The 17,232-nt window shown below is 23.0% G+C and carries 14 protein-coding genes and 1 pseudogene; 10 read left to right on the top strand and 5 right to left on the bottom strand.

Annotation, left to right across the window (positions count from 1 at the left end; genetic code table 11):
• The first annotated feature begins 26 nt into the window (after window positions 1-26).
• The 8 genes and pseudogenes from RJT65_RS01450 (at window position 27) to RJT65_RS01485 (ending at window position 6,160) form a co-directional block, all read left to right on the top strand.
• Window positions 27-650 (top strand): ACP S-malonyltransferase, encoded by a 624-nt coding sequence (locus RJT65_RS01450; RefSeq protein ID WP_343153179.1) that lies wholly within the window; start codon window positions 27-29, stop codon window positions 648-650.
• Window positions 643-1,368 (top strand): annotated as a pseudogene (fabG, locus tag RJT65_RS01455) (3-oxoacyl-ACP reductase FabG). The gene RJT65_RS01450 and the pseudogene fabG overlap by 8 nt, the downstream one beginning before the upstream one ends.
• Before the next feature lie 34 nt (window positions 1,369-1,402).
• Window positions 1,403-1,654 carry an acyl carrier protein gene (gene acpP / locus RJT65_RS01460; RefSeq protein WP_343152428.1) on the top strand — a complete coding sequence of 84 codons (252 nt, stop codon included), beginning with the start codon at window positions 1,403-1,405 and terminating at the stop codon, window positions 1,652-1,654.
• A gap of 73 nt (window positions 1,655-1,727) precedes the next feature.
• Entirely contained in the window at window positions 1,728-2,360 is a 633-nt protein-coding gene (gene tmk / locus RJT65_RS01465; RefSeq protein WP_343152429.1) for a dTMP kinase, read from the top strand.
• A gap of 1 nt (window position 2,361) precedes the next feature.
• Entirely contained in the window at window positions 2,362-3,357 is a 996-nt protein-coding gene (locus RJT65_RS01470; RefSeq protein WP_343152430.1) for a DNA polymerase III subunit delta' C-terminal domain-containing protein, read from the top strand.
• Window positions 3,358-3,368: 11 nt separating this feature from the next.
• A complete protein-coding gene (locus RJT65_RS01475; RefSeq protein ID WP_343152432.1) occupies window positions 3,369-4,154 on the top strand; it encodes a TatD family hydrolase in 786 nt (261 codons plus the stop codon).
• 151 nt (window positions 4,155-4,305) lie between these two features.
• The gene (gene ptsG / locus RJT65_RS01480) at window positions 4,306-5,739 is read left to right on the top strand and encodes a PTS glucose transporter subunit IIBC (protein WP_343152433.1); all 1,434 of its coding nucleotides are present in this window, start codon (window positions 4,306-4,308) and stop codon (window positions 5,737-5,739) included.
• 79 nt (window positions 5,740-5,818) lie between these two features.
• On the top strand, window positions 5,819-6,160 hold the full coding sequence (locus tag RJT65_RS01485) for an HIT domain-containing protein (RefSeq protein ID WP_343152435.1): 342 nt from the start codon (window positions 5,819-5,821) through the stop codon (window positions 6,158-6,160).
• Between the two features lie 194 nt (window positions 6,161-6,354).
• Here the strand turns inward: RJT65_RS01485 and asnS are convergent, their stop codons facing one another.
• From asnS to RJT65_RS01505, 4 genes are all read right to left on the bottom strand, one after another.
• Window positions 6,355-7,752, bottom strand: coding sequence for an asparagine--tRNA ligase (gene asnS, locus RJT65_RS01490; RefSeq protein ID WP_343152437.1), 1,398 nt, complete (start codon window positions 7,750-7,752; stop codon window positions 6,355-6,357).
• 130 nt (window positions 7,753-7,882) lie between these two features.
• Window positions 7,883-8,824 carry a rhodanese-related sulfurtransferase gene (locus RJT65_RS01495; protein ID WP_343152440.1) on the bottom strand — a complete coding sequence of 314 codons (942 nt, stop codon included), beginning with the start codon at window positions 8,822-8,824 and terminating at the stop codon, window positions 7,883-7,885.
• Window positions 8,825-8,968: 144 nt separating this feature from the next.
• Window positions 8,969-11,824, bottom strand: a complete 2,856-nt coding sequence (locus RJT65_RS01500; protein WP_343152442.1) for a valine--tRNA ligase — start codon at window positions 11,822-11,824, stop codon at window positions 8,969-8,971.
• A gap of 107 nt (window positions 11,825-11,931) precedes the next feature.
• Complete coding sequence (locus RJT65_RS01505; RefSeq protein ID WP_343152443.1) at window positions 11,932-13,434, bottom strand: leucyl aminopeptidase; 1,503 nt, start codon at window positions 13,432-13,434, stop codon at window positions 11,932-11,934.
• A gap of 254 nt (window positions 13,435-13,688) precedes the next feature.
• On the opposite strand from RJT65_RS01505, the gene argF reads away from it, so the two are divergent.
• Entirely contained in the window at window positions 13,689-14,711 is a 1,023-nt protein-coding gene (argF, locus tag RJT65_RS01510; RefSeq protein WP_343152445.1) for an ornithine carbamoyltransferase, read from the top strand.
• 62 nt (window positions 14,712-14,773) lie between these two features.
• Window positions 14,774-15,172, top strand: coding sequence for a Rid family detoxifying hydrolase (locus RJT65_RS01515; protein ID WP_343152447.1), 399 nt, complete (start codon window positions 14,774-14,776; stop codon window positions 15,170-15,172).
• A gap of 125 nt (window positions 15,173-15,297) precedes the next feature.
• On the opposite strand, the gene RJT65_RS01520 is transcribed toward RJT65_RS01515, so the two are convergent.
• Window positions 15,298-17,100 carry a DEAD/DEAH box helicase gene (locus tag RJT65_RS01520; protein ID WP_343152450.1) on the bottom strand — a complete coding sequence of 601 codons (1,803 nt, stop codon included), beginning with the start codon at window positions 17,098-17,100 and terminating at the stop codon, window positions 15,298-15,300.
• Between the last annotated feature and the right edge of the window lie 132 nt (window positions 17,101-17,232).

Raw genomic sequence — 17,232 nt, forward strand, 5'->3', positions numbered from 1 at the left:
ATTCTGCTTTAGTTTGTTCTAAAGTAATAAAATTTACCCACGCGATTAAATTAATTAAATTTAGATCTATTCTAATGCATACTATAAGCAAAAAATATCCAGGATCAACACAAGTAATAATAGGGTTAGATCAGAAAATCATAAGAAACCTTTGTTCTAAACTTTCTAAAACAGGAATAGTGTCTCCAGCAGCTTTTAATTCGAAAAACCAAACTCTCATTTCTGGAGATGTAAAAACAGTAGAAAAAATGATTTTTTTATCTAAAAAATTAGGTGCTAAAAAAATAGTTAATTTAAATATTGATACCCCTTTACATTGTAAATATATGAAAGAAATTTCTAAAAAAATGTTTTTAGCTCTAAACAAAATAACTTTTTATTCTCCTATTTTTCCAATTATTAATAATGTAGATGTAAAATGTGAATTTTATTCGGAAAAAATTAAAAAAGCTTTAGTTCGTCAACTATATAATCCTGTGAGATGGGAAGAAACTATTAATTTAATTATTTCTTATAAAATACATTCAATAGTAGAAGTTGGACCTGGTAAAATACTAAGTAATTTAAATAAAAAAATAAAAAATATTACGTCAATTTCTTTATATAAAAATAAAAATTTTTTATTAAATATAGGAACGAAAAATGAATAAAAAAATTGCTTTAATTACTGGAGCAACTCGAGGAATAGGAAGATCAATTGCTGAAAACTTTATAAAAAAAAAATTTTAGTAATAGGATTATGTTCTTCAAAAAAAAATAAAAAAATTATAGATAATTACTTAAAAAATAATGGAATAGGAATGATATGTGATATTAAAGATTCATTTTCAATAAAAAAATGTGTAGATTATATCAATAAAAATTTTGGTTCTATTGATATATTAATCAATAATGCAGGGATAACTAAAAATAAACTATTATTTAATACAAGCTTAACAGACTGGAATGAGACCCTGCTTACTAATTTAACGTCTGTATTTCTTTTATCTAAATTAGTATTACGAAATATGATAAAAAAAAAATGGTAGAATTATCACTATTGGCTCTATAATTGGAAAAATAGGTAATATAGGCCAAACTAGTTATGCTGCTTCTAAATCAGCATTAATTGGATTTAACAAATCTCTAGCATTAGAAGTTGCTAGATTTGGAATTACTGTAAATCTGGTATTTCCTGGATTCATAAAAACAAAAATGACTAAAAATTTAGAAAAGTCTTTGTTAAAAAAATATCTATCTAAAATACCTATTAAAAAATTTGGAACTCCTTCAGATGTTTCTAATGCTGTTTTATTTTTAGCTTCTGAAAAAACGTCGTACATAACTGGACAAACACTACATGTAAATGGAGGAATGTATATGATATAATCAATTATAATTTATTTAAAATAAAAACAATCTTATGATTAATATTGAAGAAAAAATTAAAAAAATTATATCTTTGCAGCTAGATAAAAAAATAGAAACACTAAATAAGTCAACTAAATTTGTAGATGATCTTAAAGCTGATTCTCTAGATATAATTGAACTGTTCATGTCTTTAGAAGAAGAATTTAATATTAGTATTCCTGATGAAGAAATGGAAAAAATTATTGATATTCAATCAGCTACGTTATATATATATGAAAAAAATAAAAAAAAATTTAATCTATAAAAATTTTATAAAAAATATTATCTAATTCTATAATTTTTTTTAAGTAAATATATTTTAAATTATTAGGAAAATTATGATAAAAGGAAAATTTATTGTTTTAGAGGGAATAGAAGGATCTGGAAAAACTTTAGCATGTAAAATAATATTAAAAACGTTACATCAACATAACATTAAAAATGTTAAATTAGTTAAAGAACCAGGAAGCACTTATTTAGGAGAAAAAATTAGAAAAATAATTAAAAATTATAATAATGATCAAGATTTACATCATAATGCTGAACTTTTACTATTTCATGCTGCAAGAATACAACTTGTAGAAAGTATTATAAAACCTTGTTTAAATAAAGGAATTTGGATAATAAGCGACAGATATCAATTATCTTCTTTTGCTTATCAAGGAGGTGGGGATAATATCCCATCGAAGAAAATAAAAAACTTAAAAAATATGTTTTTAAAAAAAATTAATCCAGATATTACTTTTTATCTTGATGTTCTTCCTGAAACTGGATTAAAAAGAGCATTTCAAAGAAAAAAACTAGATAGAATTGAAAAAAAATCAATGAAATTTTTTGAAAAAGTTCGCAATACTTACCTAAGTATAATTTCTAAAGAAAAAAATATAATAAAAATTGATGCTAATCAAAAAAAAATCTTGGTTCGAAACTCTATAAAAAATGAACTTTTTACTTGGTTAAAAAATAATTAATATGATCCTGTATCCTTGGTTAATTTCTGCTTATAAAAAACTTATTTTTCAACATAATAATAATAAACTACACCATACTATTTTAATAAATACCATTAAAGGAATAGGAATATTTAATTTAGTATGGAAATTTAGTACATGGTTATTATGTCTAAACAAAAAAAAAGATGAAAATTGTAAATTATGTCGTGCATGTAATTTAACAAAATCTTTAAATCACCCTGACTGGTATTTTTTAAAACCAGAAAAAGAAAAAAAAATTATAGATGTTGAAACGTTAAGAACATTAAATGAAAAAATTTTTACATCCGCACAACAAGGTAAAATTAAAATTATTTGTTTTTCAAATACAGATTTCTTAAATGAATACGGAATTAATATTCTATTAAAAATGTTAGAAGAACCTCCTAAAAACACTTTTTTTTTGCTAATTAATTTTAATTCTTTCAAAATTCCACTTACTTTAAAAAGTAGATGCTTTTTATTAAATATTTATGCTCCTTCAAAAAAAAATTGTTTAATCTGGTTTAAAGAAAATAACTTTATAATTAAAGAAAAATATTTTTTAACTTCTCTAAAAATATCAGAAAATGCTCCTTTAATGGCTATAAAATTAATTAAAAGTAAATTATGGATAGAAAGAAAAAATTTTTATGAAAAATTAATTGATTTTATTCAAAAAAAAAGTTTAATTTTACTACTTCCTTATTTCATTGGAAAAAATATTTTATTTAAAATAAATTGGATTTGTTTAATTTTATTAGATGCTATTAAATGGAAATATAATATAACAGAAAGTTTATCAAATTTAGATAATATTAGTACTATAAAAACAATATCTTCAAAATATTCCTACTATACTTTAGATATTAGTCTTCGTTTATGGTTAAAATGTAGATATTATCTACTTAATGTTTCAAACATTAATCAAGAATTATTGATTTCTAAAAAATTATTAAATTGGGAATATTTTTTAAATACTAATAAATTTAAATAAGAGAGAAACATATGTTTTTAATAGATTCTCATTGTCATCTTCATAATCTAAAATGTAGAGACAAAAAAAATGGAATAAATAATACTATTAAAAAAGCAGAAAAAAAAAATGTTAAAATGATTTTAGTAGTTTCAACTTCTATTAAAGATTATTATCTTTCTAAAAAATATATAGGGGAAAAACCAAATATTTTATATTCATGTGGAATTCATCCAAATAATATAAAAAATGAAAAAAATGATATTAAAAAATTAAAAAACATTGCTATTAATGAAAATATAATTGCTATAGGAGAAACAGGATTAGATTATTTTTATTCTAAAAACGGACATTCTGAACAAAAATTATTATTTCGTGAACATATCAAAATAGCAAAAAAATTTAAAAAACCGCTTATAATTCATTGTAGAAAAGCAATACATGATATATTCCAAATATTGGAAGAAGAAAATAATAAACCATATAGAGGAATACTACACTCTTTTACAGAAAATTATATTTCAGCTAAAAAATTAATAAATTTAGGTTTCTATATATCATTTTCCGGAATTATTACATTTAAAAATTCTTTTTTATTAAGAGAAACCGCTAAAGTTATTCCGATAGAAAAAATATTAATTGAAACTGATTCTCCTTATTTATCTCCTGAACCCTATCGAGGAAAAGAAAACCAACCTGCTTATTTGTATGAAATAGCAAAATTATTAGCTAAATTAAAAAATATTAATATAGAAACATTTACTAAACAAATAAAAAAAAATTTTTTTACTTTATTTAATTTATCAGATAAAAAATAAAAAAATATAAAGATTTTTTTAATTAACCTTGAGTTATTTCATATTTAAATAAATAATTTTATTTATTAATTATAAAAATATTTTTTATTAAAAATATTATTAATAATAACTTATCTTAAAAAATCCTGATAATATTTAGGAGTTTTAGAATATGTTAAAAAATGTATTTGCAAACATGCAAAAAATAGGAAAATCATTAATGTTACCTGTTTCTGTACTTCCGATTGCGGGTATATTATTAGGAATAGGATCAGCTCACTTTAGCATGATTCCTAAAGCAATATCTAATGTTATGGCGGAAGCAGGAGGGTCTGTTTTTTCCAATATGCCTTTAATTTTTGCAATTGGAGTTGCACTAGGATTTACAAAAAATGATGGAGTATCTGCTTTAGCTGCTGTAATAGCTTATGGGATAATGATAAAAACATTATCTGTAGCAGTACCTATTTTTTCAGTTATGAAAATAATAAATATCTCCCAAGAACATCTTATAGATACAGGAATTTTAGGAGGTATTATTGCTGGTTCTATTGCCGCTTCTATGTTTAATTTGTTTTATCAAATTCAGCTCCCAGAATATTTAGGGTTCTTTGCAGGTAAAAGATTTGTTCCTATTATTTCTGGACTAATATCGATTTTTATTGGATTATTGTTAGCTTTAATCTGGCCACCTATTGGAAATGCGATACAGAAATTTTCTGAATGGGCAGCTTATCAAAATCCTATATTTGCATTTGGAATGTATGGATTTGTAGAAAGAATCCTAGTACCAATTGGATTACACCATATTTGGAATGTACCATTCCAAATGCAAATAGGAGAATATACGAATTCAATAGGACAAACTTTTCATGGAGACGTTGCAAGATATATGGCAGGAGATGATTCTGCTGGAAAACTTTCTGGTGGATTTTTATTTAAAATGTATGGTTTACCTGGAGCTGCTTTAGCTATTTGGAATACTGCCAAACCAGAAAATAAAGTTAAAATAGGAAGTATAATGTTGTCTGGTATGCTAACAGCATTTTTAACTGGCATTACTGAACCTATAGAATTTTCATTTTTATTAACTGCTCCTATATTGTATATTATACACTCTATTTTAGCAGGACTATCATTCCCAATATGTATTTTACTTGATATGAGAGCAGGAAATAGTTTTTCTCATGGACTAATAGATTTTATTATCTTAAGTGGACACGGAAATAATATTTGGATGTTTCCATTAATTGGTATACTATACGGCCTAGTATATTATTTTATTTTCTATGTTTTAATTAAACAGTTAAATTTAAATACACCCGGAAGAGAAAAGTCTCAAAATGTATTAAACAATCTTAGTAATTCTGAACTCGCACCTTATTTAGTAAATGCATTAGGCGGGAAAAATAACATAACTAACTTAGATGCTTGTATTACTCGTCTTCGTATTTCTGTTTTAGATACATCAAATGTAAACGTTTCTAAATTAAAAAATTTAGGTGCTGTTGGAGTTTTTATCTCAGGATTAGGTGTACAAGCAGTTTTTGGAACAAAATCAGATAATTTAAAGACTGAAATAGAAAATTATATTAAAAAAAACTAATTTTTTACTAAATTAAGGAGAGTAAAATTTAACTCTTCTTAATTTAACATTAAAAAATAAATATTTAGAGAAAAAATATATGAAAAAAAACAATATTTTTAAAAAAATTATTAAAAAAGAAATACCAGCTGATATTTTATATCAAGATAGTAAAGTTACTGTCTTTTCAGACATTAAACCAAAAGCACCTATACACTTCCTTGTAGTTCCAAATAAAGTTATTTCCTCTTTAAACGAAATACAAAAAAAAGATAAAAATTTAATTTTTCATATGTTGAATATAGCAATTACTCTTGCAAAAAAAAAAAATATTAGTAGTACGGGTTATAGATTACTAATCAACTGTAATCAACATGCAGGTCAAGAAATCAATCATTTACATATTCATGTATTAGGTGGAAAAAAATTAAAATCAATATAAAAAATTATTAGTTTAATAAATTTATTATATTTTTATTTTTAATAAAATATTAGAAATGTTTATGTAAAAATATAACATATTTTTTATTTACAAAAAATATTAAAAATTAATACTTTTATTAAATATGTATATTTATATTCTATATATATTTTTTTCTTTAAAAAAAATTTATTTAACTTAATCTTTGTTTTAAGTTAAAAATCGCTATTTCGAACAGTTCTAGGAAAGGGTATAACATCTCTAATATTATTTATTCCTGTAATATATTGTAATAAACGTTCAAATCCTAATCCAAAACCAGAATGTGGAACTGTTCCATATTTTCTTAAATCTCTATACCAATAATAATTTTCTTTTTTTAAGTTTAATTCTAACATACGATTTTCTAATATAGATAATCTTTCTTCTCTTTGAGATCCTCCAATAATTTCTCCAATTCCAGGAACTAACATATCCATACTTGAAACGGTTTTATTATCATTGTTTAATCGCATATAAAAAGCTTTTATTTCTTTAGGAAAATTTTTAATTATTACAGGAGAATTAAAATAACTATCAACTATATATTTTTCATGTTCTATATTTAAATCCAATCCAAAGAAAACAGGTTGAGAAAAATTATTTTTACTTTTTTTAAGTATATCAATAATTTCTGAATATTCTACTTGAATTATTTTTTCATTTAAATTTCTTTCAAGTTTTTTAACTATTTTTAACTTATATTTTTTTTCAAAAAAAAGAATTTCTGGCAAGCAATATTTTAAAACTTCATTTATAGAATATTTAAAAATTTCTTCCACTAATTTTGTTAAATCAAAAAGATTTGAAAAAGCTGTTTCAACTTCTAACATCCAAAATTCTGATAAATGACGTTTAGTATTAGAATTTTCAGCTCGAAAAGTAGGTCCGAATGTATATACTTTTGACATAGCACAAGCATAAGCTTCTGCTGTTAACTGTCCTGAAACAGTTAAAAATGTTTTTTTTCCAAAAAAATCTTTAGAAAAATCAACTTTTCCTGAAATTTGTTTAGGAATTTTTTGAAAATCAAAGGAAGATACTTTAAACATAGAACCTGCTCCTTCTGCATTTATAGCAGTAATGATCGGAGTAGGTACCCAATAATATTTTTTGTTATTTAAAAAGGTATGTAAAGAATGAAATAAAAAACTCCTAATTCTATTAATAGCTCCAAAAGAATTACTTCTTGTTCTTAAATGAGGTATAGATCTAAGAAATTCATTAGTATGTTTTTTTAAAGATAAAGGATAAGTATCAGGATTTTCAACCCAACCTATAACTTTAATATTAGAAGCATATATTTCACTTTCTTGTTGCTTACCATAAGACTTTACTAATTTTCCATTTACAATTATAGAACATCCAGTTGTTAACTTTAATATTTCATCTTGATAGTTGGATAATTTTTTTTCTGCAATTATCTGAATAGGAGATAAATGAGAACCATCATATAAATGAATAAAAGAAATACCTATTTTTGAACTCCGTTTACTTCGAACCCAACCTTTAATAACAATGCTACTATTAATTTTAACTTTCTTTTTATAAATATCTAATACAGAAACTAACATTTTTAACTTTTTCCTGTTAAAGTAAATCAGATTTATTAATTGAATTAATGTCTTAAAAAAAATATATTTTAAAAAAATAATCTACATATTTAATAATATAATTTTAAAAACCAAAAATTAAATAACAGAATTAACTTTTTATTTTCTTTTTACATATTAAAGAACAACAATTATTTAATTTTTTTGAACAATCTGAACATTGAATCATTAAAACATGACAGCGATCATTTCGACAATTTGTATAAGAATCACATGAAATTTTACAGTTTTTGCAAGTTGATAAAATATCTTTAGTAATTCTTTCTCCCATTCTTGAATCAAAAACAAAATTTTTTCCTTTAAAATATATGGGTAAATTATTTAATTTAGCATCTTTAATATATCCAATAATTCCATTTTTTATTTGATATACATTATTAAAACCGTTAAAGGTTAACCAAGAAGCAGCTTTTTCACAACGAATTCCTCCTGTACAATATAAAATTATATTTTTTTCTTTTAAATGATGTAAATAATTTACTATTAATTTTATTTGTTCTCTAAAAGTTTTTCCAGGTAATTTAATTGAATTTTCAAAATAACCAATTTTATACTCATAATTATTTCTAACATCAACTAATAAAGTAGTTTTTTCTTTAAACATTTTATTTACTTCTATAGCATTTAAATATTTTCCAAAAGGATTCATAGAAAATTTTTTATTTAGAATTCCATCTGATACGATTCTTTTTCTTACTTTAACTATTAAAATCCAAAAAGATTTTTTTTTGTTATTAATACTTTTATTAATAAATATATTTTTAAAATTTTTATTTATTTTTTTTAAAAATCTTTTTACTGAGTGAAAAAAAAAACTAGGAACACTAATTTGTGCATTAATCCCTTCGTGAGCAATATAAACTCTTCCAAAAATTTTTAATTTATTAAAATTAACATAAATTAAATTTCTGAAATTAATAGGATTTTTAATAAAAAAATATTTATAAAAAGAAAGAGTAACTCGTTCAACATTATCTAGTTCCATTCTTTTTTTTAATTTTTTTCTAGAAATAATATTATGTAATTCGAGCATAATAAAAATTATCCTTATAATTAATCATATTAATAAAAATAACTTTTTATAAAAAACTATTTTATAAAGTTTTCTTATCAAAAATAAAAAAATAATATTTTTTAAATAGACAGTAATTAATAAATTTTTTAAAAAATTTATTTTTTAAATTTTTACAATCAATTTTTTATAATTTAATAAATCATTTTTTTCTATTTTCAATAAAGAAAGTACTTTTTTATTTTTTTCTATCACCATTGTAGGAGCATATAAAAGAAAATTTTTATTTTTTAACTGGAATTTTATTTTTTTAATTTTTGATTCTATTTTTTTTAATTTCAATTCAGTTTCCAATAATTCTTTTTTTTTATTGATTAATCCTGTAATTGGAACTATAACTTCTGTTTCATCAATATTTTTTTTAATAGAAATTGGAATATTTTTATTTGAAAGTATAATTTTTATACTTTTTATTCCTAACATATTCAATATATAATTTTTATATTTTTTAATAATTAATTCAATATAATTATTAGGATTATAAAACATTACGGAAATTAAAATATTTTTAGATAATTTCATAGAAAAACGAATTTTTCTAATTATAGAAACAATTTTTTTTATATACGAAACATATAACGTTGATTTTTTATCTATTAATTGAAAATTAAATTTGGGAAAATTAGATAACATAATCGAATCAGAGTTCAAGTTAAGTATATGTTTTACTTTCATCCAAATACTTTCAGTAATAAAAGGAATAATAGGATGAGCAAGCCTTAATACAGCTTCTAAAACTTTAACTAAAGTACATAAGTTACTAATTTTTTCTTCTTTAGACCCATATTTTATAGTTATCTTAGAAAATTCTAAATACCAATCACAAAATTTATTCCAAATAAAATCATATATTATATGAGCAGCTATATCAAAGCGATATGTTTTTAATGCTTGAACAAATGATTTAACAGCTATATGAAAATCTGAAATTATCCATTTATCCATTACAGATAAAAAATTTTTTTTACTATAATTAATTTTTGAATTTTCAACATGAAAAAAAATAAATCTACTTGCATTCCATAATTTATTGCAAAAACTTTTATAACCATAAAGCCGATTCATATCCCAGTTAATTTCTCGATTCATTGATGCTAACGCTGCACAAGTAAATCGTAATGCGTCAGTTCCTGCTCCTTTTATACCTAAAGGAAATTCTTTTTTAGTAAGTTGAATTATTTTTTCTGAAAAATCGGATTTAAGTAAATTTTTTGTTCTTTTAATAACTAAATTATTTAATGAGATTCCATCAATCATATCTATTGGATCAATAACATTTCCTTTAGATTTTGACATTTTTTTTCCTGATTCATCTCTTATTAATCCTGTTATATATACTTTTTTAAAAGGAATTTGAGAAATATTATCTTTATCTTTTATAAAATACATTGTTAACATTATCATCCTAGCAATCCAAAAAAAAATAATATCAAAACCACTGACTAAAATATTGGTTGGATGAAAGTCATTTAATTCTCTAGTTGATTTAGGCCATCCTAACGAAGCAAAACTCCATAAAGCTGAAGAAAACCAAGTATCTAATACATCTTTTTCCTGAAACAGATATAATTTTTCTGAAAGATTATATTTTTTTCTTACATCTTTTTCATTATATCCTGTATAAATATTGTTTTTCTTATCATACCAAATAGGTATTCTATGACCCCACCATAACTGACGAGAAATACACCAATCCTTAATATTTTTCATCCAAGAAAAATATAATTTTTTATATTGAGAAGGTATAAATTTAATTTTTTCTTTTTTAACAATATCTATTGCTATTTTCGATAACTCTTTTGTTTTTAAATACCATTGATTAGTTAAAATAGGTTCTATTACAATATTACTTCTATCTCCTGTTGGAAGATTATATTCATAATCTTTTATGTCTTTTAAAAAATCATTTTTTTTTATTTCTTTTATTACTTTTTCTCTAGCTATATATTTATCTAAATTTCTAAATTTTTCAGGAATATAAGAGTCATATATTTTTAATTTATTTCCCTTTACATCATATATATCTACAACTTTACAAATTTTTCCTTCAAGTGTAAAAATATTAATTAAAGGTAAATTATGAGAAACTGCTATATCGTAATCTAAAAAGTCATGAGCTGGAGTAATTTTTACACATCCTGTTCCTTTTTTAATATCAATTCTTTTATCTAAAATTATAGGTATTACTCTTTTAATTAATGGAATAAAAACTTTTTTTCCTATATATTTTTCATACCGTTTATCATCTGGATTAATAGCTATCGCTACATCTCCAAACAATGTTTCGGGTCTTGTAGTCGCTACAACCAAATATTTTTTTTTTAATATTTCATTTTTTTTCGGAACAAAAAAATACTTTAAATACCACATTTTTCCTTTAATCAATTGATTATTAATTTCTAAATCAGAAATAACAGTTCTTAGTTTTGAATCCCAATTAGATAAACATTTTTTTTTATAAATTAATTTTTTTTCATAAAGGGAAATAAATGCTTTTTTTACAGCAATTTTCATTTCTTTATCTAAACTAAATCTTTCCGTTGACCAATCTACAGAACTTCCTAAACGGCGTATTTGATAAGAAATTTGATTATGTGATTTTTTTTTCCATTTCCAAACTTCATTAATAAAATTTTTTCTTCCTAAATGTTGACGTGTTATTTTTGAATCTTTTGAAGATATTTTTCGTTCTACTAATGTTTGAGTAGCAATCCCAGCGTGATCAGTCCCTACTTTCCATAAAGTATTTTTTCCTTTCATTCGATTATATCGAACTAAAATATCCATGATTGTTTGTTGAAAAGCATGTCCTAAATGTAAACTTCCTGTTATGTTAGGAGGAGGCATAATTACACTAAAATTTTTTTTATTTTTATTATTAGTTGGTTTAAAAAAATTATTTTTTTCCCAAAAAAGATATATTTTTTTTTCAATATCTTTAGGATTATATTGTTTACTCATGTTAATAAACCTTAACTTTTATTATTAAAATTTTTTTTATATAAATTAAAAAAATTTTATGAAAAAAGTAATTATATTAAATGTAAATAATTAATTAAGTTTAAAATTTAGTAAGAATAACCAGATTTGTTTAATAAAAACTGACATAATAAAGGAACAGGTCGACCGGTTGATTCTTTTTTTTTCTTAGTGTTCCAAGCAGTTCCTGCTACATCCAAATGAGCCCATTTATATTTTTTAGTAAAAAAAGATAAAAACATAGCTGCACTTATAGCTCCAGCTTTTGGTCCACCTATATTAGAAAAATCGGCTATATCAGAGGATAATAATTTTTTGTATTCTGAATGTAATGGTAATTCCCAGATTTTATCTTCAGTTAATTTTCCAGCTTTAATTAAATCATTGACTAAATTCTTGTCATTAGACATTACTCCACTTACTATATTTCCTAATGCTATAACACAAGCTCCTGTTAAAGTTGCGATGTCAATAACAATATCAGGGTCAAACTGTTCTACATAAGTTAATACATCACATAAAATCAACCTTCCCTCTGCATCCGTATCTAATATTTCCACTGTTTTTCCAGATAATGTTTTTAAAACGTCTCCTGGTCGAAAAGAATTGCCATCTGGCATATTTTCAGATCCTGCTATGATACCCATAATATTTAAAGGTAAATTTAATTCAGCAGCAAACAACATTACACCGTATACTGCTGCTGCTCCTGACATATCATATTTCATTTCGTCCATGTTTTTCGAAGGTTTAATAGAAATTCCTCCTGAATCAAAAGTTACCCCTTTTCCTATTAAAACTATTAATTTTTTATTTAATTTAAAATTTTTTTTGTAATTTATAATTGACATGTAAGATGAATTGTTAGAACCCTTTCCTACTGAAAAATAAGCGTTCATTCCAAATTCTTTAATTTTATTAGCATCAAATATCTCTGTAGTAACTGTTTCTTTATATTTCTCAGATAATAATTTAGATTTTTCCGATAAATAAAAAGGAGTACAAATATTAGGTGGAGTATTTGATAAATCTCTAGAAATATTTTTTCCCTTTAAAATTGATAAAGAATGTTTTAAAGCAATTTCCGATTCTTTTAAATTACATTCGTTAACTATGCAGAAATTAATTTTTTTAATTTTAAAAATATTGCTTTTTTTAGTCTTAAAAATATCAAAAGAATATAATTTATCTCCTATAATTTCTGTTATAATTCTAATTTTCCAATATATATTTAATTTTTTTACTGGTAGTTCTATTAAAAACCAACAAGAACTCTGCAATTGATTTTCATATAGAAAATTTATAACCTTAGAGGTTATTTTAATAAATTCTTTTTTACTTAATTCTTGATTTTTTCCGCATCCAACTAACAAAATTAAATTTGGAGTAATATTTAAAGTATTATATAATAAAGTTAGTTTCCCAAAACTTATTATTGTATCTTTTTTTAAAATAAAATCACTAATATATTTTTTTGTACTTTTATTAAAAATATTTAATAATTTAGAAAACTTATTTATTTCTGAAATTCCTAAAACAACGCATGGTGAAGAAAATTTTTTTAAATTTATATTTTTTATTTTAAATTTCATAAAAATCTTAATTTTTAAATAGAAATATTATTATTAAATTATTTTTTTATATATTTTTTTAAAAAAATACTTATTAAAATTATAAATATAAAAAAATAATAGTGGACGTAAATAAAATAAACCAATAACATTATAGTACCAATTTAATTATTTTTAAATTAAATTTGTTTACAAAAATATTTTTTTATAAAAATATATTTTTTCATTAATAAAATCAAAAAAATTTTAATTAAAATAATTATAGGGATGAAAAAATGTCTGATTTGTACCAACGTCATTGTACTAGATTATTTGATTTTTCAGATATTGAAATAAAAAAAATAATTAATTTATCAGCTGATTTAAAGAAATTAAAATCAGAAAAAAAAGAAATTCCATATTTAAAAAATAAGAAAATTGTTTTAATTTTTGAAAAAGAATCAACTAGAACAAGATGTGCTTTTGAAGTTGCAGCTTTTGATCAATTCGCAAATGTTACTTATTTAGGACCTGGATCTACACATTTAGGTTATAAAGAATCATTACGAGATACTGTAGAAATTTTGTCTTCTTTATACGATGGTATTCAATACCGTGGTGGAAAACATGAAAACATTATGATATTATCAAAGTATTCAAAAGTTCCAATATGGAATGGTTTAACTGATCAATTTCATCCTACTCAATTGTTATCTGATATACTAACAATGCAAGAACTTTTGAAAAAAAAATGTTTGAGTAGAAGAAAAATTGTTTATATTGGAGATGCTACAAATAATATTGCAAATACATTATTAGAAGCATCTGTACTGACTAATTTAAATATGACTGTTATTGCTCCAAAAAAATATTGGCCTGAAAAAAAACTCTTACGCTCTTGTCAATTAAAAGGAAAAGAAAAAAATATTAAAATAGAATGTACTGATTCAATTTCCGAAGGTATTAAAAATGCAGATTTTATCTATACAGATGTCTGGATTTCTATGGGGGAACCTAAAGAAACATGGGAAGATAAAATAAAAAGTTTACTACCTTATCAAGTTAACAAAAAACTCCTAGAATTAAGCAATAACAAAAATGTAGAAATTTTACATTGTTTACCTGCTATGCACGATAAAAATACAACCATGGGAAAAATATTACTAAAAAAATTAGGGTTACAAAATGGTTTAGAAATTACTAAAGAAGTCTTTCACCACTATAGGAAAACTATTTTTAAACAAGCAGAGAATAGAATTCATGCTATTAAAGCATTAATGATTTCTACGCTTTTAAAAGAAAATGCATATAAAAATTAAATTTTTATAAATTTTTATATGATAAATATTATTTAACTTTTTTAAATTAAGAAAAAATATATATGAAATTTAAAAAAATTGTTACAGATAAAGCTCCTGAAGCAATTGGACCTTATTCTCAAGGCATAGCATTTAAAAATATTTTATTTACTTCTGGACAAATTCCAATTAACAAAGAACTACAAATAATACCTGATGGTATTTTTGAACAAACAAGAGTTTGTTTGCAAAACATTAAATTTATTGTAGAAGCATCTAATTTCAAAATAAATGAAATTATTAAAATAATTATTTATACAACTCAATTAGAAAAATTAGAAAAAATTAATGATTCTTATAGAAAATTTTTTGATTCTTACAAAATGATATTACCTGCAAGAACATGTATTGGTGTTTCTAAATTACCTAAGAACGTAAGCATTGAAATTGAAGCTATTGCTTTAAAATCAAAACAAAAATAGAAAGAGGAAAGAATAATCCTCTTTCTATTTTTTAAAATATTTTATAAAAAAAACATGTTTTAAACGTTTACGTCTAAAATTTTTTATATATAAATTAATTTATATATAAAATTATTTTTTTTGAATTATATATTTTTTTCACGAGAAAAAAGAGATGAAGAAATAAATTTTTTATTACTTTTAAATTTATTTTTACGTTCTTGTAAGAAATTTAATTTTCTATTTTTTTCATAAATAGAAGCTGGTTTAATCATTTTTTTCTTTGTATAGAAATTATTTTTTTTAAATAATCTAATATTTATTAATTTATTTAATATTCTAGTACGAGAAAATCTATGTAATATTTCTTTAGATAATTCTTTAGGTAGTTCAATTACTGAATATTTTGCATATAATTTGATGTTTCCAATTTTTTTACTACTAATATCTCCTTCATTTGCAATAGCGCCTACTATATGCCGAGCTTCGACTCCGTCATCTTTACCAACTTCAATTCGATATAAATCTATATTTTTTATTTCTTTATTATCTCGAATAAATCTTTTATTTTTAAAGCTTTCATATTTATTACTTTTTCTAAATGTAGAACTCTTAAAATTTTTTTTATAAATATCCGGTTTGATAATTAAAGGACGCTCCCCTTGTGCCATTTTTAATAATGCAGCCGATAATGTTTCAAGATCAAAATTTTCTTCAGAAAATAATTTTGGCAATAACAAACGATATTCATTTAAATCTTTACTTTTTATTTGTTTTTTAATTTTTTCAGAGAACTTTTCAAGACGACGTTTACTTAATAAATCTCGATTTGGTAAATTAACTTCTGGAATATTTAATTTTACTATTCTTTCTATATTTCGTAGTAATCTTCGCTCTCTATTTTCTACAAATAATAGCGCTCTTCCAGCTCTTCCGGCCCTTCCAGTACGACCTATTCTATGGACATAAGATTCAGCATCCATTGGAATATCATAATTTATTACTAAACTAATACGATCTACATCTAATCCTCTAGCTGCAACATCAGTGGCAATTAAAATATCTAAACGACCATTTTTTAATCTTTCTAAAGTTTGTTCTCTAACTGATTGATTCATATCTCCATTTAATGCTGCACTATTATATCCGTTTCTTTCCAAAGCTTCTGAAACTTCTAAAGTTGCATTTTTTGTACGTACAAAAATAATAGTTGCTGAAAAATCTTCCACTTCTAAAAATCGAATTAATGCATCTGTTTTTTTTCCATACACTATCCAATGACTTTGAGAAATATCTGGACGTGTTGTTATATTAGATTTTATCCTAATTTCCTTTGGATTATTCATAAATCTTTTAGAAATTCTTCTAATAATTTCTGGCATAGTTGCGGAAAATAAAGCTGTTTGATGGTTTTTAGGAATTTCCGCCATAATATTTTCTACATCTTCTATAAAACCCATTCTTAACATTTCATCAGCTTCATCTAACACTAGTCCTTGTAAATGAGATAAATTCAAAGTTCCTCTTTTTAAATGATCTAAAAGTCTTCCAGGAGTTCCTACTACTATTTGAGGTCCTTGTCTCAAAGCTCTTAACTGTAATTCATATCTTTGTCCTCCGTATAGAGGTAGAACTTGAATTTCCTTCAAATATTTCGAAAAATTAGAAAACGCTTCTGCTACTTGAACTGCTAGTTCTCTGGTAGGAGCTAAAACTAGGATTTGAGGAGCTTTTAAACTTTTATTTATATTATGTAATAATGGTAATGCAAAAGCTGCTGTTTTACCACTTCCTGTTTGTGCCATACCTAAAACGTCTCGACCTGATAATAAGAGAGGTATGCAGGTCAATTGAATAGGTGAAGGTTTTATATACCCCATCTTATCTAGTGCTTGAATTATAAAAGGGTTTAAACCAAAAGTAGAAAAATTTATTTCTTTATGAGTCATGCAGTGGATGTGCCTCTTAAGTTACAGGAGCCAGTCTAGATAACTCATCGTAAAAAATAGTTAATTTTATTCTCATTGAAAAGTATGAACTGGCTTAAATTATATGATTGATTAAAAAAATAACTAATATGA

Source organism: Buchnera aphidicola (Mindarus japonicus) (genome assembly GCF_039393905.1).
Taxonomy (GTDB): domain Bacteria; phylum Pseudomonadota; class Gammaproteobacteria; order Enterobacterales; family Enterobacteriaceae; genus Buchnera_A; species Buchnera_A aphidicola_B.